The following is a 25,897-nucleotide window of genomic DNA, read 5'->3' on the forward strand; positions in this document are numbered from 1 at the left end:
AAAAAGACGCCTAATGGCGTCTTTTAGTTTGGGTATTACTATAAAAACGCCATGACCCTGAGATTTTTCTATGATTAACCCAGATGACCGTAAGTTAGTAGGACAATCTGTTTACGAACAGCTTCGTTCCGATATTGTGACTGGAAAACTACCACCAGGTGAAAAGCTCAAGCTAAACGCTTTGCGTATTCGGTATAGCGCCAGTGTGAATACCTTACGTGAAACCTTAATGCGTCTGGTGTCGGATGGTTTTGTGCTGTTTGTTGATCAAAAAGGTTTCAGTGTAAAACCGGTTTCTACGGCGGATTTACGAGAGCTATTGGAGCTTCGTCAGATGCTGGAATTATCTGGGGTGCGCAAATCCATGGAAAATACCGTCGGTCATGTGGAATGGAAATCCGCTTTGATTAGTGCACACTTTCGTTTGAATTTTGCTGAAAAGCTGATGATGGAAGATGAGAAAAACCACGTTCAAGTTTGGGAAAAAGCGGATCGAGATTTTCACATTTCTATGGTGTCTCACTGTGGTTCCCAACAACTTATTCGTTACCATGCATCGGTCATAGAACTTTATATGCGCTATCAGGTGTTGGCCTTACATCGTCGCCCATTTCGTGGGCAGGCGTCTGTGTCAGAGCACCAAGCCTTACTTCAATGTCTTCTTGATGATGACGTTGAGTCCGTGATGACCATGTTGGATTCCCATATTCAAAAAGGCTTATATCTTCCAGCCCCTGAATTGCCAATGACGAGTGCGGCCATGGTGTGAGGCAAACGATTAGCTCTTTCTATATCGCATTATTAATCTTGAGGACATGATGACATGGATGCTGTATTAAACATTACTGCTCCGATATTTTTTCTTATCTTGCTTGGGTATGTCGGCGGGCGTTTTCATTTTATTCCGAAAGAGTTTCTACCAGGACTCAGCAAGTTTGTAATGTATTTTGCTTTGCCAGCGTTGGTGTTTACTAAGTTGCTGAGCATGGACCTTCAGTCATTAATTAACCCTCATTATCTTGTGATTTATGCGTTAGGTGGGGTGTCGTCTTTTGCGTTTACCGTGCTGTTAAGTCGGTTGCTGTTTCGTGATCAGTGGGAACAAAGTGGCTTGAGAGGGTTGGGCGCTGCCATGCCTAACAGTGCGTTTGTTGGCTTTCCTATATTGCTGCAGTTTTTCGATCATTCCATGGTGCACGCTTTTGCTATGGTGGTGATGGTTGAGAATGTGATTCTTTTTCCAATTGGACTGATTTTTATTGAAACTGTTTTAGGGAAACGAAACGCAGGAGACAATGCTATTTTTGTTCCTGTAGCGAAACGCATTATAAGTAACCCCATCATTGTAGCCGTGTTCAGCGGCGTTGTTTGCTCGGCTCTTGGCTTCAGCTTTCCGGCGTTCATGATGCGAGGCTTAGAGATGCTCGCTATGGGCTCTGCTCCAGCGGCCTTAATTGTCATTGGTGGTTCATTAGTTGGTTTGTCAGTAAAAGGCAGTCTGGGGCAAATGTCTTTGGTGGCCTTTTCTAAGCTGGTGTTTTTTCCTTGCGTGGTTGCCCTGTTGCTTACCTTGGCTCCGAATATGGCAAGTGACCTGAAAGTGGCGATGATTATTTTTGCTGCATTGCCCATGTTTAGTATTTACCCCATTGTTGGAGGGGAGTATGGCGAGCAAAGTTTTTGTGCCAGTACCTTGTTGATCACAACGGTATTGTCATTTTTTACCTTGAGCGTGTTGTTGCGCTTTTTGGTGTGATAGAACGATTTAATGTTTACGCATAAATTTAGGAGAAACAATTATGTCTACCATTATGGTGTTGAACGGCCCAAATCTTAATTTGTTGGGGACCCGCGAGCCAGCAACGTACGGTTATGAGACCTTAGCGGATGTGGAAGTGATGTGCCGTGATGCTGCTGCGAAGCTTGGCCATGAGGTGGAATGCCATCAATCTAACCATGAAGGTGTATTGATTGATCTAATTCATGAAGCAGGTCGCCGTATTAAAGCGGGCGAAGTATTGGGCGTTGTTTTCAATCCCGGTGCGTATACCCACACATCTGTTGCGTTGCATGACGCCATTAAAGGTGCCGATGTGCCTTTAATTGAAGTGCATATTTCCAACGTACACGCTCGTGAAGCTTTCCGTCATCATTCATACATCTCGCCAGCCGCAGCGGGTATTGTGGTTGGTATGGGCGTACAAGGGTATGTATTGGGCATTCAGGGCTTAGTGCATAAGCTCAAAGCGTAATGTAGACGGTGATTGTTGAGGGCTTGGGTTAACTTAATCCCATCAAAGACAAAATAATCGCCAGTGTGACAAAGGATGTGAGCGTGGTGATGAGCAGTGTGCTGGCACAAAGCGAGCGGAAACCATATTGGCTGCCAATTATTGGGTAGATGCTCATCATAGGTACGGCCGCAATCAAAATGCCTCCGAGCAAGAGGTTGCGGTCCATTTCAGGCATAAATAACGCTACGATAGCGATCATTAATGGGTGTAGTACTAGCTTACCAGCAGTGACAAAACAGATGTCTTTGATATTGCCAGTCAGGCTGGTTCCTACGAGAGACCCTCCAAGTACAATCAGTGCAAGCGTAGCGGATGCGCCAGACAGCATCACTAACACACGGTCAATTACATCTGGCAGTTCCAAATGAAACGTCGATGCTAATACGCCTCCTGTGACGGCCAAAATCAACGGATTTTTAATCAACCTTTTCACGACAGTATAGAGCATACTGAGAGGGTTTAAGCCCTGCCCGCTGGATGAACTGATTTCCAGAATAATAAAGATAATGGGTAAAACGAATAGGTTTTCTACAATCAGCGCCATGGCAAAAGCGGCGGTTGGTGGATCGCTAAAGGCGAGTAACATAACAGGGTAGGCAAAGAACGCCGAGTTAGAGCAGGCCATTCCTGCGCCTTTTAATGTGCTTTCGATTAAAGGGCGCTTCATGATTTTTGAGCTAATGAACATGCCTATCAACAGCGCTAATAGTGAGCCGGTGGCGTAGGTCGCTATGTAACTCGGAATGATGACTTGATCGAACTCCATTCTTGCCAAGGTGCTGAATATCAAGGCGGGAAGCGTAAAGTACATGACGATTTTTGCCATACCCGCAATCGTTTCACCAGGGACTAGGTTAATCCGAACGGCAAAATACCCCAATAAGATCATAATAAATATGGGGGTGGTGATGGCAACAATAGTCAACATGTGAGCGTCCTATCACGGTTTTTATTTAATCAATGCTCAAATAACAGGGCCATCTTTATGATGATCCACAGGTTTATAATAACTGTCCAAAGTCTGTGCAGTGTCCCTAATCGCATTCATAAAAAGTTTTAATGCCATCGAGGGTATGGAGTCGGCTCGAGTGGTGAGTCCAACGGCACCTAGCGTTTCTTTTGTATCAATTGGCAGCTCATCTAATTCACCATCCGCGATTTCTCGCGCGACAACACCACGAGAAATGATCCAGACGGCATCGTTATTACGGATGAACTCCTTGCCAAATGAATCGGATACCGTGTCGATTCGGTCGGTCAAGGTTCCTACCCCTTGAGACAATAAAAAGCGGTCCACGTAAGGTGCTGTAATGGAGCCTTTGGGTGGATAAAGAACCGTATAATCCGCAATATCACTGATCTGAAAGTTTTCTTTACTCAGCAAAGGGTGATTGGGACGAACGGTGAATGCCACTTGTTCTGAATATAAATGCTGAAAAGACAAACCAGACATCGCCTCGGGAACGCCTAATCGACCGACCACCAAATCCAGTTCACCCACGCGCAATTGACTCATTAGTAATGCGTTAGGGCCAGAGACCAAATGCAGCCGAACATCAATACCGCCGGTGCGAAAGCGCTTTACCGATTCCGGCAAAATGCTGGTGGCGACGGTGGGTAATACCCCAATACTGATTCGACTGATGCCTTTTTGCTGCGCTTGAGCAACACGCTCGGTGCCTTCTCGCAACGCGGCCACACTGGTGCTGGCATGCTCTAAAAATACATTGCCAAAGGGGGTGAGTTCCACGCCTTTCTTGCTGCGCTCTAATAATCGTACGCCAAGAATCTCTTCTAATTCTTTAAGCTTTTTGGATACGGCAGGTTGCGTTAACGCTAAGACATCCGCTGCACGCACAACGCTGCCTTGGCGAGTCACTTCTAAAAAACATTGAAGATGGCGATATTTTATGCGGTTTTCTAGCATGGAAGAGTCTCCCGTCGTATACGTATGTTTGCTGGCAATTGCGTTGCCATTGGCGATGAAACGTCAAGGAATTAGGCTCATGAAAAGCGCTAATAACGGAATGATGTCCTATATTACACTCTTAAGAGATACCTTTGGAAAGGCGTTATGTATTCCTTTTTCGATATATTTTTTGCGCTTTATTTCATTCTTGTGGTGGCGCCTAATCCAAAATTCTTGTGCTAGCATCAATATCATTAAGTATAGAGTCAAAAAATACTAAACAAAGGAATAAATAACAGTTTTGTTCCTCGTATATCATTTTAGTTATGAAATGCAGACATCCAAGGCGTAAAAATGAAAACAGCACTCGCAACCGTTACCCTATCTGGCACGCTAAGAGAAAAGTTCGAAGCGGCGGCAAAAGCCGGTTTTCAAGGAGTAGAAATCTTTGAAAACGACTTAACCCAGTTTGATGGTACTCCAAGGGATGCGCGTCGTATGGCGCAAGACTTGGGGCTTGAGATTATAGCCTTACAACCCTTCCGTGATATGGAAGGAATGCCTGAACCTATGCGTTCTCAAAAGGCCAAAATGCTTCAACATAAGATTGATGTGGCGCATGAGTTGGGTACGAATCGATTGTTGTTTTGCAGTAATGTTCAGCCCTATTCGTCTGCGGATCGTGACGTTTGCGCTGCAGACTTGTTTGCCCTTGCTGAAATAGCCAAAAAAGAAGGCATTATGCTGGGTTATGAAGCCTTGGCTTGGGGTTACCATATTGCCGATTATCATGAAGCATGGGATTTGGTTAAACGAGTCGATCACCCTAATTTAGGGATTATTTTAGACACTTTCCACATGTTTTCTCGCGGAAATACCTTAGATGTATTGCGTGATGACATTCCATTAAACAAGATTGCCCTTGTGCAAGTGGCCGATGCACCCAGCTTGCAAATGGATGTGTTGCAGTACAGCCGTCATTTCCGCTGCTTTCCAGGCCAAGGCGATATGCCTGTGGTCGAATTCTTACAAGTGCTAAAAGACAAAGGGTTTAATGACTATTTGTCGCATGAAATTTTCAACGACGAATTCCGTTCCTCTTCACCGCTAGAAAAAGCGGTAGATGGCATGCGTTCACTGATTTGGCTTGATGATCAAACCGTCAGCAAGCGCGAAGAAAAAATTGCACCGGTTGTTGCTCCACAAGTCCATGATGTGGAGTTTCTGGAGTTTGCGATTGAAGGGGAAAGTGGCGAAACCTTGATCAATACGTTGGCGCAATTGGGGTTCCATGAAACCCATAAACACCGCTCTAAAAACGTGAGTTTAATGCGTCAGGGCAATATTAATTTGATATTGAACCGTGAAACAAAAAGCCAAGCGCATGAACACTTCCAAAAACACGGAGTGTCTGTGTGCGCCATGGCGTTTGCGTCTGAGGATGTGAAAGCGACTTTGTCATTGGCAGAGCGATACAAGGTCGATCGTTTTGACAATCAAGCAGGGCCAGGTGAGTTAAATATTCCGGCACTTCGTGGCATTGGCGATAGCCTTGTTTACCTTGTTTCGGCGGACGCAGCGGTTCGATTTTTTGATGTCGATTTTGTCCCTGTGCAAGGTGTTCAAGGGGAAACTGGCGTTGGTCTGACCCGCTTTGATCACATTGGTCAGACCGTGTCCAACACGGATTTTCTGTCGGCTTCGTTCTTTTATAAATCTTTGTTTGGTTTTGACATCGATGCCAGCCAAGACTTGCCAGATATTCACGGATTAGTTGTAAGTCGGACGGCGTTAAGCAAAGACAAACGCGTGCGTATTCCTTTGAATATGACCAATGCGCGCAGTGCATCTGCGCAACGATTTATACAAAAGTCGAAAGGGTCTGGGGTTCATCAGATTGCGTTTGCTTGTGATGATATTTTTGCTGCAGCTAAGAATATCGACAGTGAAAAACAACTGCCGATTCCACAGAACTATTATCGAGACATTGAAGCGCGCTTCGGTTTGTCTTCAGAGATGATTCGAAAATTGCAATCACACAACATTATGTATGACCAAAACGATGAAGGGGAATTCTTCCATTTCTATACGGAAGAAATTCATGGTGTCTTTTTTGAGGTGGTACAACGAGTGGGTGATTACAGCCGTTATGGTGAGGCAAATGCCTTTGTGCGTCTTGCTTCTCAGGCACGCCAAGAGAAAAAGTAAGCCATTTTCATTGCGGGGGATGGTTTATTCTATTGGGTGTATTTATGCCGGAGGAAGGCAACTTCCTCCGGTTTTTTTTACTCTAAATTACGCGGCTTGATTCATGATTACACGGGCGTTTTACCCGTGACTTGAAACTGTCCAACGAGAGAGTCGAGCTTCAAGGCTGACAACCCAACTCGAGATGAGCGTCGTTGAAGAGCCGCAATCGAACGCTGCATTTGTTCTGTCGCTGCGCCCATTTCTTGCGCCGTGTTGGCGTTTTCCTTGTTGCTTTCATTGAGCAATAAAATGGCATCAAACATGGTATCGACCAGCTCATACAGGGCGCTGTCTCCAGTATTGCTTTGCTCATTCGCCTGCAGGTTTTTATCGACGTTTTCAGCGCCCTTTTCCATAAAGGTGACGGCGCTGCGAGTCTCTTCTTGAATGCCTTCCAGCATCGTTTGTATTTCTTCTGCAGCGGCGGCTGTTTTAGAAGCAAGACTGCGAACTTCATCCGCAACCACAGAAAAGCCGCGCCCATGTTCGCCTGCTCTAGCGGCTTCAATGGCGGCGTTCAATGCCAACAAATTAGTCTGGTTAGTGATGTCTGAGATCGTGGTGATAATACCGGCAACTTCATTGGTTTTTTGGTCTAAGGATTTGACCGATTCCGCCGTCGCCCGTACGACATCGCGAATTTCTTGCGTGCCTGATTTGGCTTCTTTTAAGCGTAACGCCGTTTCGGCCACCACTTGATCCATGGTGTGCTTGAGCGCTTCAGCGGTTTGTGATGCGCTTTGTACTTCGTTTACTTGTTGTTCGAACACCTGCAGCATGCTGCTGACAGTGGTTTCTAAATAGTGGGAGGCTTGGCGTGCCTCTTCGTTTGTATTGACCATGAAATCGTTGGATTTTTTTACGTTGGTGCTCGCCGAGATCACTTGCCCCATGGTGGTGTCTAGGTTGTCGATAAAGCTGTTCATCCAACGTCCCATGTCCCCTGTTTCGTCATGGCTTAGGTCGTCGTTCAGGCGTTGTTTTAGGTTGCCTTCACCTTCCGCAATGGTTTGAATCACTTCCGTCATTTGGCTCATGCTGGTGCTGATTTTTTTGGTGCTCAACGTGTTAAATAGCCATCCTGTGATGCCTAGGCTGACAAAAGCCGCGGTGGCTGTCATCGCGGCAGATAAGTTGGTGTAAGCTTGCAGTGCTGTGCTGACTACAATGGGCACGCTGGACGCAAACGCGTAGCTTTTCATCAGCTTTAAATTGATAGATCGACGACGGTAAACTTCCTCCAGATCCCCCTCGCACATCATGCCCCATGTATCAGGGCTGCCTTTTAGCTGGAATGTCACGCCTTTACCTATCACCGGAATGTGGCGGTAATCGGAATAACCGGGGTAGGTGACAAATAAGTTTTGGCCGTTTTTGATGGTTTCTCTGACTCCGGGGTGAAGCGCTTTGGTTGCTGGGTCGGTAAAACGGATTTCAAATTCCGTATGTTGTTTTACTTTTACGGTTCCCCAGTCAGTTGTAATGCCACTTTTTAGGTTTTCCCCATGGCTGAATGTATTGTCTTCGAAGCGAGAGCGAGATAGAGCGGTACCAGGCAAAATGGTCTTGTCGAATTCTGGTTTCACCATGAACAAATAGTTGTCGCCTGATTCTTTGTAAATGTGCCCAGCCTCGCGTTGAATAATGTCACCAATAACGTCGTTAGGGATGCGGGCGCAAACAGCACCGATACTTGCCTCGCCTTTTTTGATCGGCAGATACAGCATCAAGGTGACCGCATCATGGAATTTAGAGCTGGAGGCGCCAATGCTGGCCGTATTCGGATCAATATAAGGACCATGTAGAAACGGCGCTTTGATGCCCGATTCAATGGCTTTGGTGTGGAGGTCAATTTTATCTAGGCGAGATTTTGTGGTCGATCCCAGTACTTTTCCTTGCGTATCGATGACAAAATATTCCGACACATCTGGCACCATTTTCAGGCGCTCTTCTAATGCATCTTGATCAATATGAGGAAAGCCCCCCACAATATTTTCTAGTAGTACATCCAGCTGCGACCATTGGTTGTTTACCCATGTATTGAGTAATTTCACCCTTGTATTGGCAATGCTCTCAAATGTTTTTTCAACATTTGGGTAAGTGTCTTTGTTTAAATAACATGACCAAAAAAGTGAAAGGCGTCCAGTGTCGCCAAACCAAGGTAACCAACGACGTTCTGAGGGTGAAAGTGACATCTGGTTGCTTTTCAAATTCATATAGTGAGCTCCGTTGCATTAAGCACTACTTCGTTGCATTGCTTAGGGGGAGTCTTTAAAAAGCAATATATTTGCCATAGTTTTGTCTTTTGTTAACTTCAGTTTGATGTTCCGTTAACTTATAAAAATACATTATATTTCTCTAGATGCGCTCAAAAGCACAGAGGATCTACAAAAGCTAAAAATATTTCAGGTCGTATTTATGAGTGTGTTTGCCTCATTTTGAGACATTTTTGTTGTTAATGGGCAAAATGATGGCGTATTTAGAACAGTGTGACGTTAAGTCGTATGAAGCGTTCTTAAAAAAAAGGGAAGCGGTCATGCCGTCCATGGCAAGACCGTTGTTGGACTAATGAGAAGGGCGGAAAATTTTGGCTCTTAGCCATTTCGTCCAAATTGGTGACTGAGTAAACAGAATCAGCACAATCACACTAAAGAGAACGGTGGAAAGTGGGCTGTGGAATAGGTTGATGAACAAATCACTTACGCTGCCACGTTCAGACAAAATAGCACGGCGCCAGTTTTCATCGGTTAGTGAGCTCAAAATAACCCCTAAAATCACAGGGCCAACAGGGAACGCGTAAAGGCGCATGAAATAGCCAAATACCCCAAATGCCAACATCCACCAAATGTCTGTGACAGCATTGTTGATCGCATAAGCGCCCACAATAGACAATAGGAAAATAAGCGGAATCAATACGCCTTTTGGGCACTCCACAATTTTAGAAAACAGTTTGATGCCTGTTAGACCAAAAATGAGTACGAAAATGTTGGCCAGTGTTAGGTTGCTCACGGTAAACCAGAACATATGCGGTTGTTCAACCAGTAATAAAGGTCCAGGGTTTAAGCCGTGAATAAACAAAGCACCAATGAAAACCGCGGTTACCGCGTCGCCGGGAATACCCAGTGTAAGCATTGGAATGTAAGCACCCCCCACCGCGGCGTTATTGGCCGCTTCTGGCGCAATTAAGCCTTCTTTTGCCCCTTCCCCAAAAGGCACTTTGGGTTTCTTGGTGACGCGTTTTGCGTGGTCATACGCCATCAGTGCGGCAATATCTCCGCCTGTGCCCGGTAATGCCCCCACGATAACGCCAATAAAAGACGTTTGCAGGCTCAACGGCATGTATTTTTTCACGTCAGACCATTTGGGAATAATGCGAGAAATCTTTTGTTTCACCACGGCTTTATTCATGTGGTGTAACTGATGTAAGGCTTCCGAAATACCAAACATACCGATCATGACGGCAACGGGGTTGATACCATCCCACAGCTCAACAACGCCATAAGTAAAGCGCTCCTCGGCTGTCATAGGATCCAGACCCACCGTACCGATCAACAGACCTAATGCCCCAGCAAAAATGCCTCTTGCTAGACTGCTGCCAGACAAAGACCCTACCAGCATAATACCCAGCACGCCTAACATCATGTAATCACGTGGTTGAAAGGTAATGGCAAACTCGCTGACCGTTGGTGCAGCAAGTGCCAGCACAATAATACCAACAAAGCCGCCGACAACAGACATCACGGTAGACAATCCAATTGCTTCACCGGCTAAGCCTTTTTTCGCCAACGGATACCCATCCAATGCCGTGGCAATCGCAGAAGGTGCTCCCGGGATGTTGAGGAGAATGGCGGTACGAGACCCACCATATACGCCGCCCATATAGACGCCGACCATCAAGCACAACGCGTAATTGACGTCCCAAGAAAAAGTAAACGAAATAAGAATAGACACGGCCATAGTGACCGATAAGCCGGGAATAGCGCCGACATAAATACCCAAAAAAGTACCAAGGGCGGTGAGTCCTAGTAGTTCAGGTGACAGCCAAGACATGGCGAAATAATTTAAAGCATCCATAAAATGACTATCTCCACAAAGATTCTATAGCGGACAAGATTTCACGCTCGGGAACGATGCCTTCTGGCAAGACAACCTGAAACACGAGACGGAACACAATGTAAACGACAATCAGTGACAGCAGTGTAATGGTGAGTGTCGTGAGAACGCTACGTCGATACAAAAATTGGATAGAGATGAACAGAAAGGCAAAACTGGAAAGGATGAATCCTAAGCTGTCAAGCACAATGGAGTAGACCAATATTAAGGCCATGATGATAGCGACGACAGGAGGGAAACAGTGATAAACGAACCTAACGCCTTCTGCTGCTGGTGACTTCAAGGTATTCAAAAACGCCACACAAGATGCCAATACCATGACGGCTGCTGAAGCCAGTGGGAAAGCACCTGGAGAACTCAATGAGCTGAGACCTGAAATATTATAGGCTTGCCAAAATAGATAGGTACTGCCCATCACAAGCAGAAAACAAAATAAGCGTTCGCCTGGCTTTCTGGTTTTTATTAAAGGGGACTGACTGGACATTTTAACTCCAGATAAAACAAAAATGTGACGCGCTCACCGTCAGGTAAGGCGCGTCTGGATAAAGCGAAGAACGGTATTCTTATGGTTTACGGATACCAAACTCTTCAGGGGAAAACTTACTAAAGCCTGCGTCGTGTACTAACCATGATGAGGTAGAGCGGTAAGCTTCTAGGAAGTAATCCGCTTCTTCACCTGAGATGTTCATGATAGTGAAACCGCGTTTTTGCATCAGATCGATGAAGTCTTTGTTGTAAGCGGCCTTTTGGAATGCTGCTTGCAATTTTTCAACGGCGTCTTCAGGCGTTCCTTTTTTGACGAATACGCCAAAGAAAGGCCCCCATGGTAGATAAGATTTCATGCCTGGCAATGCGTCGGTGATTGGCGCAAGGTCTGGCAGTAACTTGTTAGACTCAACATCAACCAAGCTGATGGCTTTCATTCGGCCTGCTTTGATTTGTTCGATTGTCGCGCCTAATACAGCAGGCATTACGTCAATAGCGCCGCCTTGTAATGCTGTTAATGCTGGGCCATCGCCATTGTATGGAATGCTGATGTAATCCAGTTTCACTTGGGAATCCAACATGGCTGTTACAATAGACGTTAGACCGCCCGCACCAGTAGAACCAAATTTCACTTCGCCTGGATGCGCTTTTGTGTATTCAATTAGTTCAGACATGGTGTTAAAAGGCGCGTCGTTGTTTGCCACAATGATTGGCGTACCACGTGCCAATACGTTGATGGCAATCATGTCGCTGTAATCGATGTCTGAAAGCCCCAAAATCTTGTACATCTGAGGGTTTTCAGCGCCCATTAGCAGTGTGTAACCGTCGGCTTTTTTGGCGTTTACGTATTTCGTTGCAATCGCACCAACACCGCCAGTTTTGTTTGTTAGGATGATGTCTGTGCCTAGCTCTTTCTCAACATGAGGAGAGATAGAACGCATAACCGTGTCAGTGGAACCACCTGCGCCCCATTGAATGATGCCTTGGACATCTTTATTTGGGTAAGCGGCAAAGCTTAAAGTGGAAGAAAGGGATAGTGCTGCTAGTAACGTAATTGTTGTTTTTTCATTATAGGCCTCTGTGTTGTCCATCAGTTGATGGCGTTGGCTTGGTTAATGTTTTTATTATAAGCGATCAAAGATGATCGCTTTCTGAGCAAGTGTTTCACAACCAACATAACCTTAGCCGATGCTTCGAGGTTGATAAAGACTGAATCCATTCCATATTTTGCTCATTTTATTGCTCTTTAGTTATAGGTAACAAAGCGTAAACAGCGAGTCTTCATTTTTAATGTAGAAGAAAAAAAACCGCCACAAAGACCTATCATGGCACATCGTGACGGTTTTTAGTGTGTGGTAAAGGGGGCTTAATGTGAAAAAGCAGTGCGCGTTAAGTTTTTAGGAAGATCGTCTTTTACCACAACGTTGTCTTCGATTCGTATGCCGCCATAGGGCATGAAGTGCTGAATACGAGCCATATCACATCCATGATTCACCATTTCGGCCTGCATTTTCTCTATTAACATGGGAATAAAATACAGACCCGGTTCAATGGTCACCACCATGTTTTTTTCTAATGTTCTGGTGAGTCGCAAGAAAGGCGCGCTTTCGTCTGGTTTGCTCAAGGTACCTGCGGAATCGATTTGATGACCACCCACATCGTGAACCTGCAATCCTAATAAATGGCCCAAACCATGCGGAAAGAAAACCTGCGGGATGCGTTTGGTTAACTGTTCCTCAACGCTCAATGCACAAATTTTATGTTCATGAAGCAAGGTTGCGATACCGACTAACGTGTCTTGATGTAGGTCGCGGAAACTAACCCCCGACATGGCGCTGCGGCACAGTTTCTGTTCCATGGTGTCGAGGTCGTTGACCAGTGCGCTGAAGTCATCATCATGACGGACAAAGGTGCGAGTAATGTCGCTCGCATAGCCGTGTTCAGAGGCGCCTGCGTCAATCAGTAACGTGCGAGAATTCTCCATTTGTTCGATGGATTTGTGTTCATAATGCAAAACAGCGGAGTGTTCATTTAAGCCAACAATACCTGGATACGGTTCTTGCGCCGCCGTTTGTTGGCTGGCTTTTAGGAAAGCCAAATGAATCTCTAATTCGCTCATACCAGCCAAAAAAGCGTCTTTTGCGGCTACGTGTCCTGCTACAGCGCGATCACTGGCACGGCGCATGGCTTGAATTTCGAAATCTGTTTTTACCGCTTTCGCAAAGTCCACATAGGCTTTTAAGCCGTCACAAACCACCGCGGCCGTTATCGGCTGTGGTCCAAGCCACGCGGTGTGTTTTGGGAGGTTGCTGAACCATGCGTCGTTTTTTTTGGCGGGAATGATAGACCAATTTTTTTGCCAGTCACCACCCGGTACCGGATTGGGGGCATGCCAAAAATCATCACGAACCGGCCATACCAAGGTGGGTTGTTTGCCCGTTTGAAGCACGACATAGGTTTCGGCGCCAAGCGTAAAAGGCAGCCACTGCTGAGCGCCAGAGTATGCGTGAAAAGGGTGTGTGTGATCGTCTTGAAAATAGTAGCTTTTTTCCCCTGAAGCCAGAACGATGGCATCGAGACCAAAATGCGCCATGGCGTCTTCGTATCGATGAATAAGAACGTCTACATGTTGTTGATAAAGTGTTGTCATAAAAAGACTCGTTTTATATCGGCAAGTGTTAGCTCGAACGCAGGCTTATGTCCTTTAAAGCTACGTTATGTATTCAGGGGGAGTGACAGTCATTAGGATACGCTAAAAATGGCGTGCTCTGGCATTACTTTTTTGCAGTGAGTTTGTTGAAGGCCAGTATCAATCCTTTGAATGTGATGAAGGCACAAAGCACAGAAAAGAAGGCCAACAATAAGTCATTCTCTACTTCAAATGCCGCTTTAAAAGCATAGAAAAAAACAATGGTTAAAATAATACGCAAGAGGCTTTCTATCAGCGACATCAGTTTGGGTGAAGCGACCATGTCATGTTTCCTTGTTGTGGTGAGGGCACAAACTGTCCCATAAAACCGACGCTATGCCAATTATTTCACGGGCAAATAGACGCTTGTCACATAGTCTTTGGTCGTGTGGGTTTGCATGGGGCCAACTTCAAAGATCTCTACGCCAAAATGACGACGATTTGGCTGTATCTGATGCAAACGCATAAAGCTGTAAAGCACATGCCACGCCAGCGATAGGTTCTGATAGCAGCCAACATAGCGCAAATGCAGGTAGTTACCCCGCAGGACAACACGTTCTGGGGTAATTGCACATGGCTCTAGGTTTTGTATTGGAATCCCCAGTTTTCCGGAAAAATAATGGTGAATCACATCGGCTTTTTTATAGAGCGCAAAGCAAGGGCCCGCAGGGGGATTGTTTGGCCCCAGCGTGGTGAGCAAATCGTGGAAGCCTTGATCCATTTTTTGTGACATGGGCTGATGATTCACCACAAAGGGACGCGTCACGGCATCCACATTGTCCAAAGTGGTTGTGTTTAGCCATTCAAAGCTTGGGGCGTTGTATTCATGGTCTGAGGTTGTGTTGTATTTGTTCAGATACGCCCATAAATTGAGAAGTGACAACTCGACGTCTTTTTCCGCCCGAATGGCAAAGAGTCTTTGCTTCCAGCGCTGCAATAATGGGAGTTTGCCCGTTATTTGGATGGTGATTAAGGTGCGACCCTTTTGCTTGGTTAGGTCAACGTTGAAATGCACATCAGTGGGGTAAAACGCTGGCGCTTCTAGAAGAGTATGAAAATAATGCGCGCTGGAACGGGCAGGCTCTAATGACATATAGCCATCTTTAATGAGCTTCCCTTGCCAGACCAAACAAGAAGGTGAGACTGAATGAATGCCTGAGTGTAAGTATTCATAGTCAATGTGGGCATTGGGCTCGTAAATAAGCCAAGGCAACCAGCTTTGCCAGTGGGTTAAATCACTTAGATCCTCCGAGATCATATCAATGGGGGCATCGATAACAGCGCTTTGTCGGCTAAAAAAGCGACCTTTGCAAAAAAGCAGGTAGGCAATCAGTGCGACCATAGATAATGTGATCAGGAATAGCGTGACAACCATGTTTGTCTCATCCTTCAAATGCGTAGACGGTGTTTGGCTAGGCTTTTATTGGCTTGTTTCCCTATTTAAATCAAGAGAATCTTGCTTTTCACAGCATAGTGTTTAATGTCACTCCTTGGCAAGGGGCGTTTTTTGAACAATGAAAGATCGATAAGAGAGATGGAAAGATGAAGTCGACATTAGTGTGGGATTGGCCTGTACGGATTAGCCATTGGCTGATTGTGTTGTTGTTTACGGGGCTGATCGTGACCGGTAAATCTGACAACGATTATATTCAATACCATTTTTACATGGGCTATGGTTTGTCTGCTGTAATTGTGGCTCGCGTACTTTATGGTTTTTATGGTTCTTACTACGCGCGATTCACGCAGTTTATTCGAGGCCCCAAAGCCGCGTTGCGCTTTGCAAAATCTTTATGGAGTGGAAAGCCAAAACAGTACTTAGGCCATAACCCCATTGGTGCTGCTATGGTGGTTGTTTTACTGTTGGCTCTTTCTGTGCAGTGGGGCACGGGATTATTCAGCAGCGATGAGGTGTTTTGGTTCGGACCCTTTTATGGGCTCGTGTCAGAGGACGTTGCCAGCCAGTTGGCCTCCATTCATCATCTGTTGCCTAATATCTTGCTCGGCTTAGTGGCGTTGCATGTGCTTGCGGTACTTTATCATGAGTTGTGCTTGAAAGAGCGCTTGGTGGCCTCGATGATTCATGGCCATAAAAAGCATCACAGTGTGTCTTCTGCTGACGTGGCTTCTATTGAGGTAAAGACGCCCCGCTGGGGCGTGATTTTTTCTTTATTCATGGGACTTTCGTGGCTGGCGGTGTTGTGGATGGCGCCTATTTAGTGATGTATAGACATCTTGCCTATTTGTTGTGGGCTATTCACGATATACTTTTTTCTTAAATTAATGAACCTATGGAACTCTCAGTGTCTGACTTAACGCCCCCAAATCTTGCCAATTTGTTTGATGGATTACCTGATGTCCCCATGCCGATATACGCCAAATTAAAGCAGGCTATTTCGTTGAAGATTTCCTCTGGTGAGTGGCAAACCAATCAAAGAGTGCCGTCAGAGTCGGAAGTGGTCAAAGCATTAGGGGTGAGCCGCATGACGGTAAACCGCGCACTGCGTGAGCTGACCGCGGAAGGCTTATTAGTTCGTCATCAAGGGCTGGGGACATTTGTTGCTGAGAAAAAAGCCCATTCGGCTTTATTTGAAGTGCATAATATTGCAGAAGAAGTGGCGGCACGCGGCCATACGCACCGTTCTGAATTACTTGTATTGGAATCGACCAAAGCCACCATGGAAGAAGCCATGACACTAGGTGTTCGAACCAATCATGGCATCTTTCGTTCCGTGGTGCTGCACTTTGAAAATGAGCTGCCTATACAAATCGAAGAACGCATCGTAAACGCAACATTGGCGCCCGAATACGATAAACAAAACTTCGCGAAACACACACCTTACGAATACCTAATGAGCGTCGCGCCCATGACGGAAGGCGAGCATTTGGTGGAAGCTGTCTTACCTAACGACATCGAGTGCGAGCGCTTACAAGTTAAAACATCAGAACCTTGTCTGCAGATCAAACGCCGCACATGGGCGGGCGATGATATTGTTACTGCCGCGCGCTTATTACACCCTGGCTCGCGCTTCCAACTGTTTGGGCATTTTGGGCGCTAGTTTGACGCGAATACTTGTATAAAGACACCACTTCCTTGGCTTAATAGAACCCTTGTGTCTTTCGAGAAAATGACCGTGCTGTGTGCATCGACAGACACGATTTCACCATTTACGACTTCGCCATTGTCGATTTCAAGTGTGCATTTTTCGTTGCAATAAAACCCACTGAACAAGGTGTCGTTGTTTGAAAATGAAAACGAGCAAGGCGCTGTATATGCTTCTATTCTGGCTTGAGTGTCGGTGTCTCTCACCATGATGTTCAGGTCTTCAATCTTGCCATTTTTCAAAGTGGCGTGCGTTTCATCCCCGCCTGAAAAGCGTGCCATGTTTAATGGCTTGCTGAGAGTATTAAGTTGGCGGTTGCTACCGTTTTTGTGTCCCAGCGTCATTCCTTCGCCAGATAACAACACCAAGGTACGATGCAATCCGCTGAAATCGGAAAACATGCCGTTTTCCACAACCGATGCCTGGCTAATGCGAAAACGTAGGCCTATTTTATCTTCATGACGTTGAATTTCTAGGGTTTCGCCAAGGCCGTTTTTCCATGGCATTCGCAAGTATTGTGATGGCTCGATAATAATGACATTAGGCATGGTACATGGCCTTTTTAATGACTTGAGTAAAGGCCATACGGCTGCTGTCTTCATGCTGGTGGTGGAAGTCTTTTATAGTGTGTTTGCCAGCGACAAAAACGTCTTTCACAAGGTTTTCATTAGTGGCGAAGAGCCAGCGGTTGAGTAGGTCTTTTGCTTCACTTGCGGCGATAAAAGGATGAGATTCGTCGAGCACCATAAAGTCTGCTCGGTTACCTTGAATTAATCCCAATGATACGTCGCAGGCTTGATTGCCACCGAACAAAGCTTGCTGATAAAGGTTATCGCCAACGCTGGTTTGGTCGGCACGATATAAACGATTGCGTTGTTGGTCGCGTAGGCGCTGCCCGTATTCGTAAGTTCGTAATTCTTCGACAATCGACAAGCTCACATGGCTGTCTGAGCCAATACCCCAACGGCCTCCGTCTTGTTCGAACGCTACACCTGGGAAAATGCCATCACCAAGGTTCGCTTCTGTCGTCGGGCAAAGTCCCGCGACTGCTTGGCTCTTCGCAATGGCTTGGCGTTCGGCATCAGTTAGGTGAGTGGCGTGAACCAGGCACCAGCGATCATTTAAACCTATTTCATTATGTAGCCATTCCACTGGACGTTGCCCGCTGAAAGCTAAGCTGTCTTGCACTTCTTTTTGTTGCTCGGCGATGTGGATGTGTATCGGAACGTCTTGTTTTAACGCAGAAAGTACAGTTTCTATTTGTGGTTTGGTCACAGCGCGCAGCGAGTGAAAACAGATCCCCAATTTATGGCGAGGATGATTTGCTAATGCTTTATCGCAGGCTTGATGCAATGCCAAATACGAATCGGTGGAATTGATAAAACGCGCCTGTCCAACGGTCGGTGCTTGTCCTCCAAAGCCCGAGTGTGAATACAGCACGGGTAATAGCGTCAACCCCATTCCTGATTCATCTGCCGCTGCGATGATCTGATTCGACATTTCACCAAGCTGGCCATAATGCTTTCCGCCAACATCGTGGTGTAGATAGTGGAATTCCCCGACTTGTGTATAACCGGCTTTTAGCATGTCGATATAAAGCTGTTTGGCAATGATATGAGCATCATCTGGCGTAAGCTTTTGCACGATCTTGTACATCAGATCGCGCCAACTCCAAAAACTATCATTCGGATTTAAGCTGACTTCTGCGGCTCCCGCCATTACTCGCTGAAAGGCGTGTGAGTGCACATTAGCCAGTGTGGGTAAGACGGGGCCAGATAAAACATGGCAGTCTGTTGTTGGCACGCTGTCGTCTGCAAAAGAATGAAACTGGCCTTCTTTTACAGAGAAAAGTACGTTATTGGCCCAGCCAGTCGAGAGCAAAGCGCGCTCGGCAAAATACAATTGAGAGTCTACATGGTGTTGGTGATGGCTCATCGCAATCCATTCCTACGTTAATTCTGAATGATTGGAGTGTAATAGAAAATATAATGTATATACAAGTATGCTTTTAATAGGATTTTTTCCTACTTTGTCTAATGGCGGTTTTTTGATTGTTTATTAAGGTTTTTTTGTCTTTCTAACAGAATTACTTCTTTGTCTATCCGTCACGTCTAATGATTTATTTTAAAAAATGGCTTGCATCAAAGAAAGTTAGATTTTATCTTTAGATTAATTGTATATACATGTTAGTTTGAATTATTGATTAGAGCTTCCCGTTCAAAGGGCTTTCTTTATTTAGAGGATTGAAAAATGACTAAGCAAACACTCACTCAAAAGCGTTACCGCGCCGGTGTCGTAAAAGCGGCCACAGGAACAACGCTTACCGCCAAATCTTGGTTAACCGAAGCGCCCATGCGTATGTTGATGAACAATCTCGATCCTGATGTGGCAGAAAACCCAGAAGAATTAGTGGTTTACGGCGGTATCGGTCGTGCAGCGCGTGATTGGGAATGTTATGACAAGATCGTTGAATCCTTAAAAGAACTGGAAGAAGACGAAACCTTATTGGTGCAATCTGGTAAGCCCGTGGGTGTATTCAAAACCCACAGCAATGCACCACGAGTACTGATTGCTAACTCAAACCTGGTACCACATTGGGCGAACTGGGAACACTTTAATGAGCTAGACGCGAAAGGCTTGGCCATGTACGGCCAGATGACGGCGGGTTCTTGGATCTACATTGGGAGCCAAGGCATAGTGCAAGGCACCTATGAAACCTTCGTCGAAGCGGGTCGTCAGCATTATGATGGTAACTTAACGGGTCGTTGGGTATTAACCGCTGGCCTTGGTGGCATGGGTGGCGCGCAGCCACTGGCAGCAACTTTGGCAGGTGCATGTTCATTGAACATCGAATGTCAGCAAAGCCGCATTGATTTCCGTTTGCGTACTCGCTATGTAGACGAGCAAGCCGCCGATCTAGACGACGCGCTAGCCCGCATCAAAAAATACACCTCAGAAGGCAAAGCGGTGTCCATCGCGCTTTGCGGTAATGCGGCCGACATTCTGCCTGAAATGGTAAAACGTGGCGTTCGCCCTGATATGGTGACCGACCAGACTTCGGCACACGATCCTTTAAATGGTTATTTGCCAGCGGGCATGAGTTGGGAAGAGTACCGTGAGAAATCACAAACTCAACCTCAAGAAGTGGTTGCGGCTGCGAAACAATCCATGGCGAAACACGTTCAAGCCATGTTGGATTTCCAGAAAATGGGCGTGCCGACCTTTGACTATGGCAACAACATTCGTCAAATGGCATTGGAAGTGGGCATTGAAGATGCGTTTGATTTCCCAGGGTTCGTTCCTGCTTACATTCGTCCTTTGTTCTGCCGTGGTATAGGGCCTTTCCGTTGGGCGGCTTTGTCTGGCGATCCAGAAGATATTTATAAAACCGATGCCAAGGTTAAAGAATTGATCGCGGATGATGCGCATTTACACCGCTGGTTAGACATGGCCCGTGAGCGTATTCAGTTCCAAGGTTTGCCAGCGCGTATTTGTTGGGTCGGTCTTGGTCAACGTGCCAAACTTGGCTTAGCTTTTAACGAAATGGTGCGTAGTGGTGAATTGTCTGCGCCAATTGTTATTGGTCGTGACCATTTGGATTCGGGTTCTGTATCCAGCCCGAACCGCGAAACCGAAGGCATGAAAGACGGCTCTGACGCTGTTTCGGATTGGCCTCTTTTAAATGCTTTATTGAACACCGCATCTGGCGCAACTTGGGTGTCTTTACACCACGGCGGTGGCGTCGGTATGGGCTTCTCTCAGCATTCTGGCATGGTGATTGTGTGTGATGGCAGTGATGAAGCGGCAGAGCGTATTGCACGCGTTCTCCATAACGACCCAGCGACTGGCGTGATGCGTCATGCTGACGCGGGTTATGATATTGCCATCGATTGCGCGAAAGAGCAGGGGTTGAACCTGCCTATGATCACTGGTGCTCAAGCGAAATAATCCGCTGTTGATGGAAAATTTGTAGGCAGGATGAGGGAAGTATGACCGTTATCCGGCGTTTTGATTTGAGAATAAAAAGATTGAGGAACACCATGTTTGAATTAACCATAAAACCAGGTCAGTTGACGCTAAACGAATTGCGTCAAATCAGCCGTCGTCACGTTAAATTGACTCTAGACGAAAGCGCTTTCCCTGCGATTCACGCCAGCACACAAGTGGTGAACGATGTGATTGCGGAAAACCGCACGGTGTACGGTATTAACACAGGTTTTGGTTTGTTGGCGAATACACGTATCGCGCCAGAAGATTTAGACGAGTTACAACGCAGCATCGTGTTGTCTCATGCGGCAGGCATCGGCGAATTAATGGAAGACAAAACCGTTAAATTGATCATGGCGCTGAAGGTAAACAGCCTTGCGCGTGGTTTCTCGGGTATTCGTCTTGAAGTGATTCAAGCCTTGCTGACGTTGATCAATAAAGAAGTCTACCCATGCATTCCGAAGAAAGGCTCGGTAGGCGCGTCGGGCGATTTAGCGCCGTTGGCACACATGAGTACGATTTTGTTAGGAGAAGGCAAAGCTCGTTATCGTGGTGAAGTCATCTCTGGTCAAGCCGCTTTGTCTATTGCAGGGCTAGAGCCAATTGCTTTAGCACCAAAAGAAGGTTTGGCGTTGTTAAACGGCACGCAAGCATCGACGGCGTTTGCCTTGGAAGGTTTATTCGAAGCGGAAGATTTGTTTGCTTCTGCTGTTGTGTGTGGTTCTTTGTCTGTGGAAGCGGCGCTTGGTAGCCGTAGCCCATTCGATGCGCGAATTCATGAAGTGCGTGGTCATCAAACACAAATCGACGCGGCCGCTGCATATCGTCATCTATTAGGCGAAACCTCTGAGCTGGGTGATTCTCACCAAGGCTGTGAAAAAGTCCAAGACCCGTATTCGCTACGTTGTCAGCCGCAAGTGATGGGCGCATGCCTTGAACAAATTCGCAGCACGGCGAAAGTCTTGTGTGTGGAAGCGAACTCGGTATCGGACAATCCATTGGTGTTTGCCGCAGAAGGCGACATCATTTCTGGTGGTAACTTCCACGCTGAACCCGTTGCTATGGCGGCAGATAATCTTGCTTTGGCGATTGCTGAAATCGGCAGCTTGTCTGAGCGCCGTATGGCGTTATTGATCGACAGTAACTTGAGTAAATTACCACCATTTCTAGTAGACAATGGCGGTGTAAACTCTGGCTTCATGATTGCTCAAGTAACGGCGGCGGCATTGGCGAGTGAGAATAAAACCTACGCACACCCTGCGTCTGTGGACAGCCTGCCAACATCGGCAAACCAAGAAGACCACGTTTCTATGGCGACCTTCGCAGCGCGCCGCTTGAAGGACATGGCGGAAAATACCCGTGGCATCTTAGCGGTGGAAATTTTGTCTGCGGTACAAGGCTTGGACTTCCGCGCGCCATTGAAATCCAGTAAGCGTTTAGAAAATGCCCGTGCGACTTTGCGCGCTCGTGTACCTTTCTATGACAAAGACCGCTACTTTGCGACTGACATCGAAAAGGCCAATGAGTTGCTGCTAGAAGCGGTTCATAACGAAACCATGCCTGAAGGGCTATTGCCTAGTATTAAATAGCCAAGTTTAGTGATTTAAGAAAAGGAAAAGCGATGACAAACGATACTGCAATGAAGTTAGACAGCTTATGGCGAGGTGCTCATATCGCTACCATGAAAAATGGCTTGTATAGCGTGATTGAAAACGCCGCCACTGGTGTCGTCGGCGGGCGTATCGTTTGGATTGGCGAAGCACAAGATTTGCCTGTTTATGAAGCTCAGACGGAACATGACTTGGGCGGCGGCTGGATTACGCCAGGTTTGATCGATTGCCATACGCACCTTGTGTTTGGTGGTAATCGTGCAGGGGAATTTGAACAGCGCTTAAATGGTGTGAGTTATCAAGACATCGCCAAGCAGGGCGGTGGTATTGCGTCCTCTGTGAAGGCGACTCGCGACGCCAGCGAAGTGGAATTAGTCGCCAGTGCATCGCGTCGGCTGAAAAGTTTAATGGCCGATGGCGTGACCACGGTAGAGATCAAATCCGGTTATGGTTTGTCTCTCGACAGTGAGTTAAAAATGCTACGAGTGGCAACAGAGCTAGAAAACCAATGCCCAGTGACCATTAAACGTACTTGTTTGGCGGCGCATGCGATGCCGCCAGAGTTTGACGATAAGGACGCTTATATTGATTATCTTTGCGAGTCGGTATTACCAAAGATCGCCACATTGGGTATGGCGGATGCTGTAGACGCCTTCTGTGAAGGCATTGCCTTTAGCACAGATCAAGTAGAGCGTTACTTTAAAATCGCGCAGTCATTGGGCTTGCCGGTGAAAATCCATGCGGAGCAGCTGACGTCGCAGGGCGGTACTCGCATGGCGGCTTCGTTCAAAGCGTTATCGGCAGATCACATTGAATTTATTGAAGAGGCTGATGTAAAAGCCATGGCCGACTCTGGCACGGTGGCCGTGCTGTTGCCGGGTGCGTTTTTCACCCTAAAAGAAACCCAACGTCCGCCGATTGATTTACTGCGTCAATACGGCGTGCCGATGGCGATTGCCACGGATGCCAACCCCGGAACCTCGCCTGCGTTATCGCTTCGATTGATGATGAACATGGCGTGTACCTTGTTCGCACTGACGCCAGAAGAGTCTTTGGCTGGCGCGACCATTCACGCTGCTAAAGCATTGGGAATGTCTGATACTCATGGTAGCTTAGAGGTCGGTAAAGTCGCGGACTTTGTTTGCTGGGACGTAGAAAGTCCAGGTGAGCTAAGCTATTGGTTAGGTGGCAACCTAGTTAAGCATCGTGTTTACCAAGGTTACTTAAGCCAAGGTAACGAGAATCAAGGGGGAAAAGCATAATGACAACGCATGACGCATTAACTGTACCGGCCTTTGATTTTGTGCAGGGCGATTCGCCTTTGCTGGTCAGTATGCCCCATTCGGGTTTGAACCTGACCGAAGCGGTGCAAGTCGGATTAACAGAGCAAGCCAAAAAATTGCCGGATACGGATTGGTTCATTCCTGAGCTTTATGCGTTTTTAGCGTCATTGGGCGTGGGTTTTATTAAAGCGAATTACTCACGTTATGTGATCGATCTTAATCGACCCTATGACGACAAACCACTCTACACAACGAAAACCACGGGCTTGTTCCCCGATATTTTATTTGAAGACACGCCTGTTTTTGCTGAAGGCAAAGCGCCAACTAATGAGCATAAAACCTTTTGCAAAGAACATATTTGGAAACCTTACCATGGCACGATTGAACAAGAACTCGCGCGACTAAAAGCCAAGTTCGGCTACGCAATTTTATTCGACGCACACAGTATTGCTGCCGAAGTGCCTATGTTATTTGAAGGCACGCTGCCGGACTTTAACTGGGGAACTAACGAAGGCAAAGCGTGCGACGCCGCAATCGCCAATGCCGTCACGCAAATACTGCAACCGAACTACACGCAAGTGCTCAATGGGCGTTTCAAAGGCGGCTACATCACTCGTCACTTCGGCCAACCAAGTAACGGAATTCACGCCATTCAACTGGAACTTTCCCAAGCCACTTACATTAACGATGAATTAGCCAAGCAGTCTGATTACCAACTTGATGAGAGAAAACAGCTGTATATTACGCAACAACTGAAAGACGTGATTGAGGCGTTAACAGCCATCGCTTTGTAGATTGCCTACGATTAAAAGTACAGTGATTGGAATATAACGGTTCCAAGCACTATATTTCTACTTGCTTGGTCAATTTGGAGCTAAAGTGATGTATCAAGAGGTTTTGGATTTTTGGTTTACGGAAATTGAACCTGAATTATGGTTTAAAAAAGACACCAATTTTGACAACGAAATCGTAACTCGATTTGGCAAATTACATCGCCAAGCGGTTCAAGGTGAATTGTCTGCTTGGCGCCATTCTTCAAAAGGCGCCTTGGCTGAAATAATCTTATTAGACCAATTTTCCCGTAATATTTACCGCGACCACCCAGACGCTTTTGCGGCTGACTCGATGGCTTTGGCGCTGGCTCAAGTTGCTGTTTTTCATGGATTGGACTTGGAATTGTCTCCCACCGAGAGAAGCTTTTTATACATGCCTTATATGCACAGTGAATCCTCCGTAATTCACGAAGAAGCCGTTAAATTATTTAGCGACTTGGGCATAGTGAATAATTTGGATTTTGAATTAAAACACAAAAAAATTGTGGATCGTTTCGGCCGTTATCCACACAGAAATGCCATTTTAGGCAGAAAATCGTCTTATGAAGAGTTGGAGTTTTTGGCTGAACCAAATTCTAGTTTTTAATAATAGTGTATTTAGCTTATTTTGCGTGCGGTATTTTTGAATATAAAAAAGAGCAAGTCACTTACGTGGCTTGCTCTTTTTGCTTTTTAAATAGGCTTTAAAGCACAGTCACTACATCCGACATCGCTAGGCGAGATTTTGGTAACGCGGCGTTGTAGTCTTCGTCTTTGTGGTGATAGCCGATAGCCAGCGCCACATCACATTGGTAACCTTCAAGCTCTGGGAATAATTCACGAATTAGTTCGTGATCGACCCCTTCCATTGGTGTTGAATCAATGCCTAAACGTGCTGCTACGTGCATGGTGTTTCCAAGCGCTATGTAGGTTTGGGCTTTTGTCCATGCTGAGTTGTTGCTGTTTTCATCCATGTTCATTTCTGCGAAAGCAAACCCACCAAAGGCTTGTTCTCTGTTTTCTGGTTTAGTGCGGCCATCTTCAATTCCTTTATCAACAACATTAGCGTAGTCATCACGGCTATAATGCGTTTTGTGAGCAAATAGGATGATGTGCGAAGCGTCTTTCGCGTGCTTTTGGTTGAACTGGAATTTGTTTGCAAAGGTATCGTGGAAGCGTTGTTTGGCTTCATCACTTTCAATCACGATAAATTTCCAAGGTTGAGAGTTGATAGAAGATGGTGATAGGCGCATGGCTTCATAGATTACCTCTAAGTCAGCTTGAGAAATGCGCTTTGATGCATCGTATTGTTTGGTAGTGTGACGACTTTCTAGATCGGTAATAATTTGGTGTGACATATTTG

24 protein-coding genes are annotated in these 25,897 nt (G+C 46.2%); 11 read left to right on the plus strand and 13 right to left on the minus strand.

The features are described from left to right. Window positions 1-70 precede the first annotated feature (70 nt). Genes AABA11_RS02730 through aroQ form a run of 3 tightly spaced genes read left to right on the plus strand, consistent with a single transcriptional unit; the run spans window position 71 to window position 2,252 of the window. Window positions 71-769 carry a GntR family transcriptional regulator gene (locus AABA11_RS02730; protein WP_265727348.1) on the plus strand — a complete coding sequence of 233 codons (699 nt, stop codon included), beginning with the start codon at window positions 71-73 and terminating at the stop codon, window positions 767-769. A 54-nt stretch (window positions 770-823) separates the two neighbouring features. Next, window positions 824-1,756, plus strand: a complete 933-nt coding sequence (locus AABA11_RS02735) for an AEC family transporter (RefSeq protein ID WP_338265143.1) — start codon at window positions 824-826, stop codon at window positions 1,754-1,756. 43 nt (window positions 1,757-1,799) lie between these two features. Continuing rightward, window positions 1,800-2,252 carry a type II 3-dehydroquinate dehydratase gene (aroQ, locus tag AABA11_RS02740; RefSeq protein WP_265727346.1) on the plus strand — a complete coding sequence of 151 codons (453 nt, stop codon included), beginning with the start codon at window positions 1,800-1,802 and terminating at the stop codon, window positions 2,250-2,252. A 28-nt stretch (window positions 2,253-2,280) separates the two neighbouring features. Here aroQ and AABA11_RS02745 read toward each other — a convergent pair whose 3' ends face one another. Together AABA11_RS02745 and pcaQ are read right to left on the minus strand one after the other, a co-directional pair. Continuing rightward, window positions 2,281-3,222: an AEC family transporter gene (locus AABA11_RS02745; protein ID WP_338265145.1), complete on the minus strand. Its 942-nt coding sequence runs from the start codon at window positions 3,220-3,222 to the stop codon at window positions 2,281-2,283. 36 nt (window positions 3,223-3,258) lie between these two features. Continuing rightward, the gene (pcaQ, locus tag AABA11_RS02750; RefSeq protein WP_338265148.1) at window positions 3,259-4,221 is read right to left on the minus strand and encodes a pca operon transcription factor PcaQ; all 963 of its coding nucleotides are present in this window, start codon (window positions 4,219-4,221) and stop codon (window positions 3,259-3,261) included. Window positions 4,222-4,557: 336 nt separating this feature from the next. On the opposite strand from pcaQ, the gene AABA11_RS02755 reads away from it, so the two are divergent. Continuing rightward, window positions 4,558-6,411 (plus strand): bifunctional sugar phosphate isomerase/epimerase/4-hydroxyphenylpyruvate dioxygenase family protein, encoded by a 1,854-nt coding sequence (locus tag AABA11_RS02755; RefSeq protein WP_338265150.1) that lies wholly within the window; start codon window positions 4,558-4,560, stop codon window positions 6,409-6,411. Window positions 6,412-6,518: 107 nt separating this feature from the next. Here AABA11_RS02755 and AABA11_RS02760 read toward each other — a convergent pair whose 3' ends face one another. The 8 genes from AABA11_RS02760 to AABA11_RS02795 all read right to left on the minus strand — a co-directional run bounded on the left by AABA11_RS02760 (window position 6,519) and on the right by AABA11_RS02795 (window position 15,116). Next, window positions 6,519-8,669: a methyl-accepting chemotaxis protein gene (locus AABA11_RS02760; RefSeq protein WP_338265152.1), complete on the minus strand. Its 2,151-nt coding sequence runs from the start codon at window positions 8,667-8,669 to the stop codon at window positions 6,519-6,521. A 349-nt stretch (window positions 8,670-9,018) separates the two neighbouring features. Beyond that, window positions 9,019-10,527, minus strand: a complete 1,509-nt coding sequence (locus AABA11_RS02765) for a tripartite tricarboxylate transporter permease (RefSeq protein WP_338265154.1) — start codon at window positions 10,525-10,527, stop codon at window positions 9,019-9,021. Between the two features lie 7 nt (window positions 10,528-10,534). Then, window positions 10,535-11,050, minus strand: a complete 516-nt coding sequence (locus tag AABA11_RS02770; RefSeq protein ID WP_338265156.1) for a tripartite tricarboxylate transporter TctB family protein — start codon at window positions 11,048-11,050, stop codon at window positions 10,535-10,537. Between the two features lie 79 nt (window positions 11,051-11,129). After that, a complete protein-coding gene (locus tag AABA11_RS02775; RefSeq protein ID WP_338265157.1) occupies window positions 11,130-12,143 on the minus strand; it encodes a tripartite tricarboxylate transporter substrate binding protein in 1,014 nt (337 codons plus the stop codon). After that, complete coding sequence (locus tag AABA11_RS02780; protein WP_338265158.1) at window positions 12,143-12,271, minus strand: hypothetical protein; 129 nt, start codon at window positions 12,269-12,271, stop codon at window positions 12,143-12,145. Before AABA11_RS02780 ends, AABA11_RS02775 begins: the two co-directional genes overlap by 1 nt. A 147-nt stretch (window positions 12,272-12,418) precedes the next feature. Further along, entirely contained in the window at window positions 12,419-13,702 is a 1,284-nt protein-coding gene (gene pepQ / locus AABA11_RS02785) for a Xaa-Pro dipeptidase (RefSeq protein ID WP_338265160.1), read from the minus strand. Between the two features lie 124 nt (window positions 13,703-13,826). Then, window positions 13,827-14,024 carry a hypothetical protein gene (locus AABA11_RS02790; protein ID WP_265727331.1) on the minus strand — a complete coding sequence of 66 codons (198 nt, stop codon included), beginning with the start codon at window positions 14,022-14,024 and terminating at the stop codon, window positions 13,827-13,829. 60 nt (window positions 14,025-14,084) lie between these two features. Beyond that, window positions 14,085-15,116 (minus strand): SRPBCC family protein, encoded by a 1,032-nt coding sequence (locus AABA11_RS02795; RefSeq protein WP_338265163.1) that lies wholly within the window; start codon window positions 15,114-15,116, stop codon window positions 14,085-14,087. 167 nt (window positions 15,117-15,283) lie between these two features. Between AABA11_RS02795 and AABA11_RS02800 the strand changes: the two genes are divergently transcribed. Together AABA11_RS02800 and hutC are read left to right on the plus strand one after the other, a co-directional pair. Next, on the plus strand, window positions 15,284-15,958 hold the full coding sequence (locus AABA11_RS02800; RefSeq protein ID WP_338265165.1) for a cytochrome b/b6 domain-containing protein: 675 nt from the start codon (window positions 15,284-15,286) through the stop codon (window positions 15,956-15,958). Window positions 15,959-16,041: 83 nt separating this feature from the next. Further along, a complete protein-coding gene (hutC, locus tag AABA11_RS02805; RefSeq protein WP_338265167.1) occupies window positions 16,042-16,797 on the plus strand; it encodes a histidine utilization repressor in 756 nt (251 codons plus the stop codon). Here hutC and AABA11_RS02810 read toward each other — a convergent pair. Both AABA11_RS02810 and AABA11_RS02815 read right to left on the minus strand, forming a co-directional pair. Next, entirely contained in the window at window positions 16,794-17,390 is a 597-nt protein-coding gene (locus AABA11_RS02810; RefSeq protein WP_338265168.1) for a HutD/Ves family protein, read from the minus strand. The two genes, hutC and AABA11_RS02810, sit on opposite strands and share 4 nt — an antisense overlap. Continuing rightward, complete coding sequence (locus tag AABA11_RS02815) at window positions 17,383-18,777, minus strand: formimidoylglutamate deiminase (protein ID WP_338265170.1); 1,395 nt, start codon at window positions 18,775-18,777, stop codon at window positions 17,383-17,385. Before AABA11_RS02815 ends, AABA11_RS02810 begins: the two co-directional genes overlap by 8 nt. A 315-nt stretch (window positions 18,778-19,092) precedes the next feature. On the opposite strand from AABA11_RS02815, the gene hutU reads away from it, so the two are divergent. The 5 genes from hutU to AABA11_RS02840 all read left to right on the plus strand — a co-directional run bounded on the left by hutU (window position 19,093) and on the right by AABA11_RS02840 (window position 25,141). Next, on the plus strand, window positions 19,093-20,790 hold the full coding sequence (gene hutU / locus AABA11_RS02820) for a urocanate hydratase (RefSeq protein WP_338265172.1): 1,698 nt from the start codon (window positions 19,093-19,095) through the stop codon (window positions 20,788-20,790). A gap of 92 nt (window positions 20,791-20,882) precedes the next feature. Continuing rightward, window positions 20,883-22,418 (plus strand): histidine ammonia-lyase, encoded by a 1,536-nt coding sequence (gene hutH / locus AABA11_RS02825; RefSeq protein ID WP_338265174.1) that lies wholly within the window; start codon window positions 20,883-20,885, stop codon window positions 22,416-22,418. A 32-nt stretch (window positions 22,419-22,450) separates the two neighbouring features. Beyond that, window positions 22,451-23,701 (plus strand): imidazolonepropionase, encoded by a 1,251-nt coding sequence (gene hutI / locus AABA11_RS02830; protein ID WP_338265177.1) that lies wholly within the window; start codon window positions 22,451-22,453, stop codon window positions 23,699-23,701. After that, window positions 23,701-24,516 (plus strand): N-formylglutamate deformylase, encoded by an 816-nt coding sequence (gene hutG / locus AABA11_RS02835; protein ID WP_338265178.1) that lies wholly within the window; start codon window positions 23,701-23,703, stop codon window positions 24,514-24,516. The genes hutI and hutG overlap by 1 nt, the downstream gene beginning before the upstream one ends. An 88-nt stretch (window positions 24,517-24,604) precedes the next feature. Beyond that, window positions 24,605-25,141 (plus strand): DUF924 family protein, encoded by a 537-nt coding sequence (locus tag AABA11_RS02840; protein ID WP_338269628.1) that lies wholly within the window; start codon window positions 24,605-24,607, stop codon window positions 25,139-25,141. Between the two features lie 97 nt (window positions 25,142-25,238). Here the strand turns inward: AABA11_RS02840 and AABA11_RS02845 are convergent, their stop codons facing one another. Beyond that, on the minus strand, window positions 25,239-25,892 hold the full coding sequence (locus tag AABA11_RS02845; RefSeq protein ID WP_338265181.1) for an NAD(P)H-dependent oxidoreductase: 654 nt from the start codon (window positions 25,890-25,892) through the stop codon (window positions 25,239-25,241). Between the last annotated feature and the right edge of the window lie 5 nt (window positions 25,893-25,897).

Source organism: Marinomonas pontica (genome assembly GCF_036322735.1).
Lineage (GTDB): Bacteria > Pseudomonadota > Gammaproteobacteria > Pseudomonadales > Marinomonadaceae > Marinomonas > Marinomonas pontica.

Coding starts and splice junctions, on each gene's coding strand:
- AABA11_RS02730 (WP_265727348.1), top strand. CDS start 71: ATGATTAACCCAGATGACCGTAAGTTAGTAGGACAATCTGTTTACGAA.
- AABA11_RS02735 (WP_338265143.1), top strand. CDS start 824: ATGGATGCTGTATTAAACATTACTGCTCCGATATTTTTTCTTATCTTG.
- aroQ (WP_265727346.1), top strand. CDS start 1,800: ATGTCTACCATTATGGTGTTGAACGGCCCAAATCTTAATTTGTTGGGG.
- AABA11_RS02745 (WP_338265145.1), bottom strand. CDS start 3,222: ATGTTGACTATTGTTGCCATCACCACCCCCATATTTATTATGATCTTA.
- pcaQ (WP_338265148.1), bottom strand. CDS start 4,221: ATGCTAGAAAACCGCATAAAATATCGCCATCTTCAATGTTTTTTAGAA.
- AABA11_RS02755 (WP_338265150.1), top strand. CDS start 4,558: ATGAAAACAGCACTCGCAACCGTTACCCTATCTGGCACGCTAAGAGAA.
- AABA11_RS02760 (WP_338265152.1), bottom strand. CDS start 8,669: ATGAATTTGAAAAGCAACCAGATGTCACTTTCACCCTCAGAACGTCGT.
- AABA11_RS02765 (WP_338265154.1), bottom strand. CDS start 10,527: ATGGATGCTTTAAATTATTTCGCCATGTCTTGGCTGTCACCTGAACTA.
- AABA11_RS02770 (WP_338265156.1), bottom strand. CDS start 11,050: ATGTCCAGTCAGTCCCCTTTAATAAAAACCAGAAAGCCAGGCGAACGC.
- AABA11_RS02775 (WP_338265157.1), bottom strand. CDS start 12,143: ATGGACAACACAGAGGCCTATAATGAAAAAACAACAATTACGTTACTA.
- AABA11_RS02780 (WP_338265158.1), bottom strand. CDS start 12,271: ATGGATTCAGTCTTTATCAACCTCGAAGCATCGGCTAAGGTTATGTTG.
- pepQ (WP_338265160.1), bottom strand. CDS start 13,702: ATGACAACACTTTATCAACAACATGTAGACGTTCTTATTCATCGATAC.
- AABA11_RS02790 (WP_265727331.1), bottom strand. CDS start 14,024: ATGGTCGCTTCACCCAAACTGATGTCGCTGATAGAAAGCCTCTTGCGT.
- AABA11_RS02795 (WP_338265163.1), bottom strand. CDS start 15,116: ATGGTTGTCACGCTATTCCTGATCACATTATCTATGGTCGCACTGATT.
- AABA11_RS02800 (WP_338265165.1), top strand. CDS start 15,284: ATGAAGTCGACATTAGTGTGGGATTGGCCTGTACGGATTAGCCATTGG.
- AABA11_RS02810 (WP_338265168.1), bottom strand. CDS start 17,390: ATGCCTAATGTCATTATTATCGAGCCATCACAATACTTGCGAATGCCA.
- AABA11_RS02815 (WP_338265170.1), bottom strand. CDS start 18,777: ATGAGCCATCACCAACACCATGTAGACTCTCAATTGTATTTTGCCGAG.
- hutU (WP_338265172.1), top strand. CDS start 19,093: ATGACTAAGCAAACACTCACTCAAAAGCGTTACCGCGCCGGTGTCGTA.
- hutH (WP_338265174.1), top strand. CDS start 20,883: ATGTTTGAATTAACCATAAAACCAGGTCAGTTGACGCTAAACGAATTG.
- hutI (WP_338265177.1), top strand. CDS start 22,451: ATGACAAACGATACTGCAATGAAGTTAGACAGCTTATGGCGAGGTGCT.
- hutG (WP_338265178.1), top strand. CDS start 23,701: ATGACAACGCATGACGCATTAACTGTACCGGCCTTTGATTTTGTGCAG.
- AABA11_RS02840 (WP_338269628.1), top strand. CDS start 24,605: ATGTATCAAGAGGTTTTGGATTTTTGGTTTACGGAAATTGAACCTGAA.
- AABA11_RS02845 (WP_338265181.1), bottom strand. CDS start 25,892: ATGTCACACCAAATTATTACCGATCTAGAAAGTCGTCACACTACCAAA.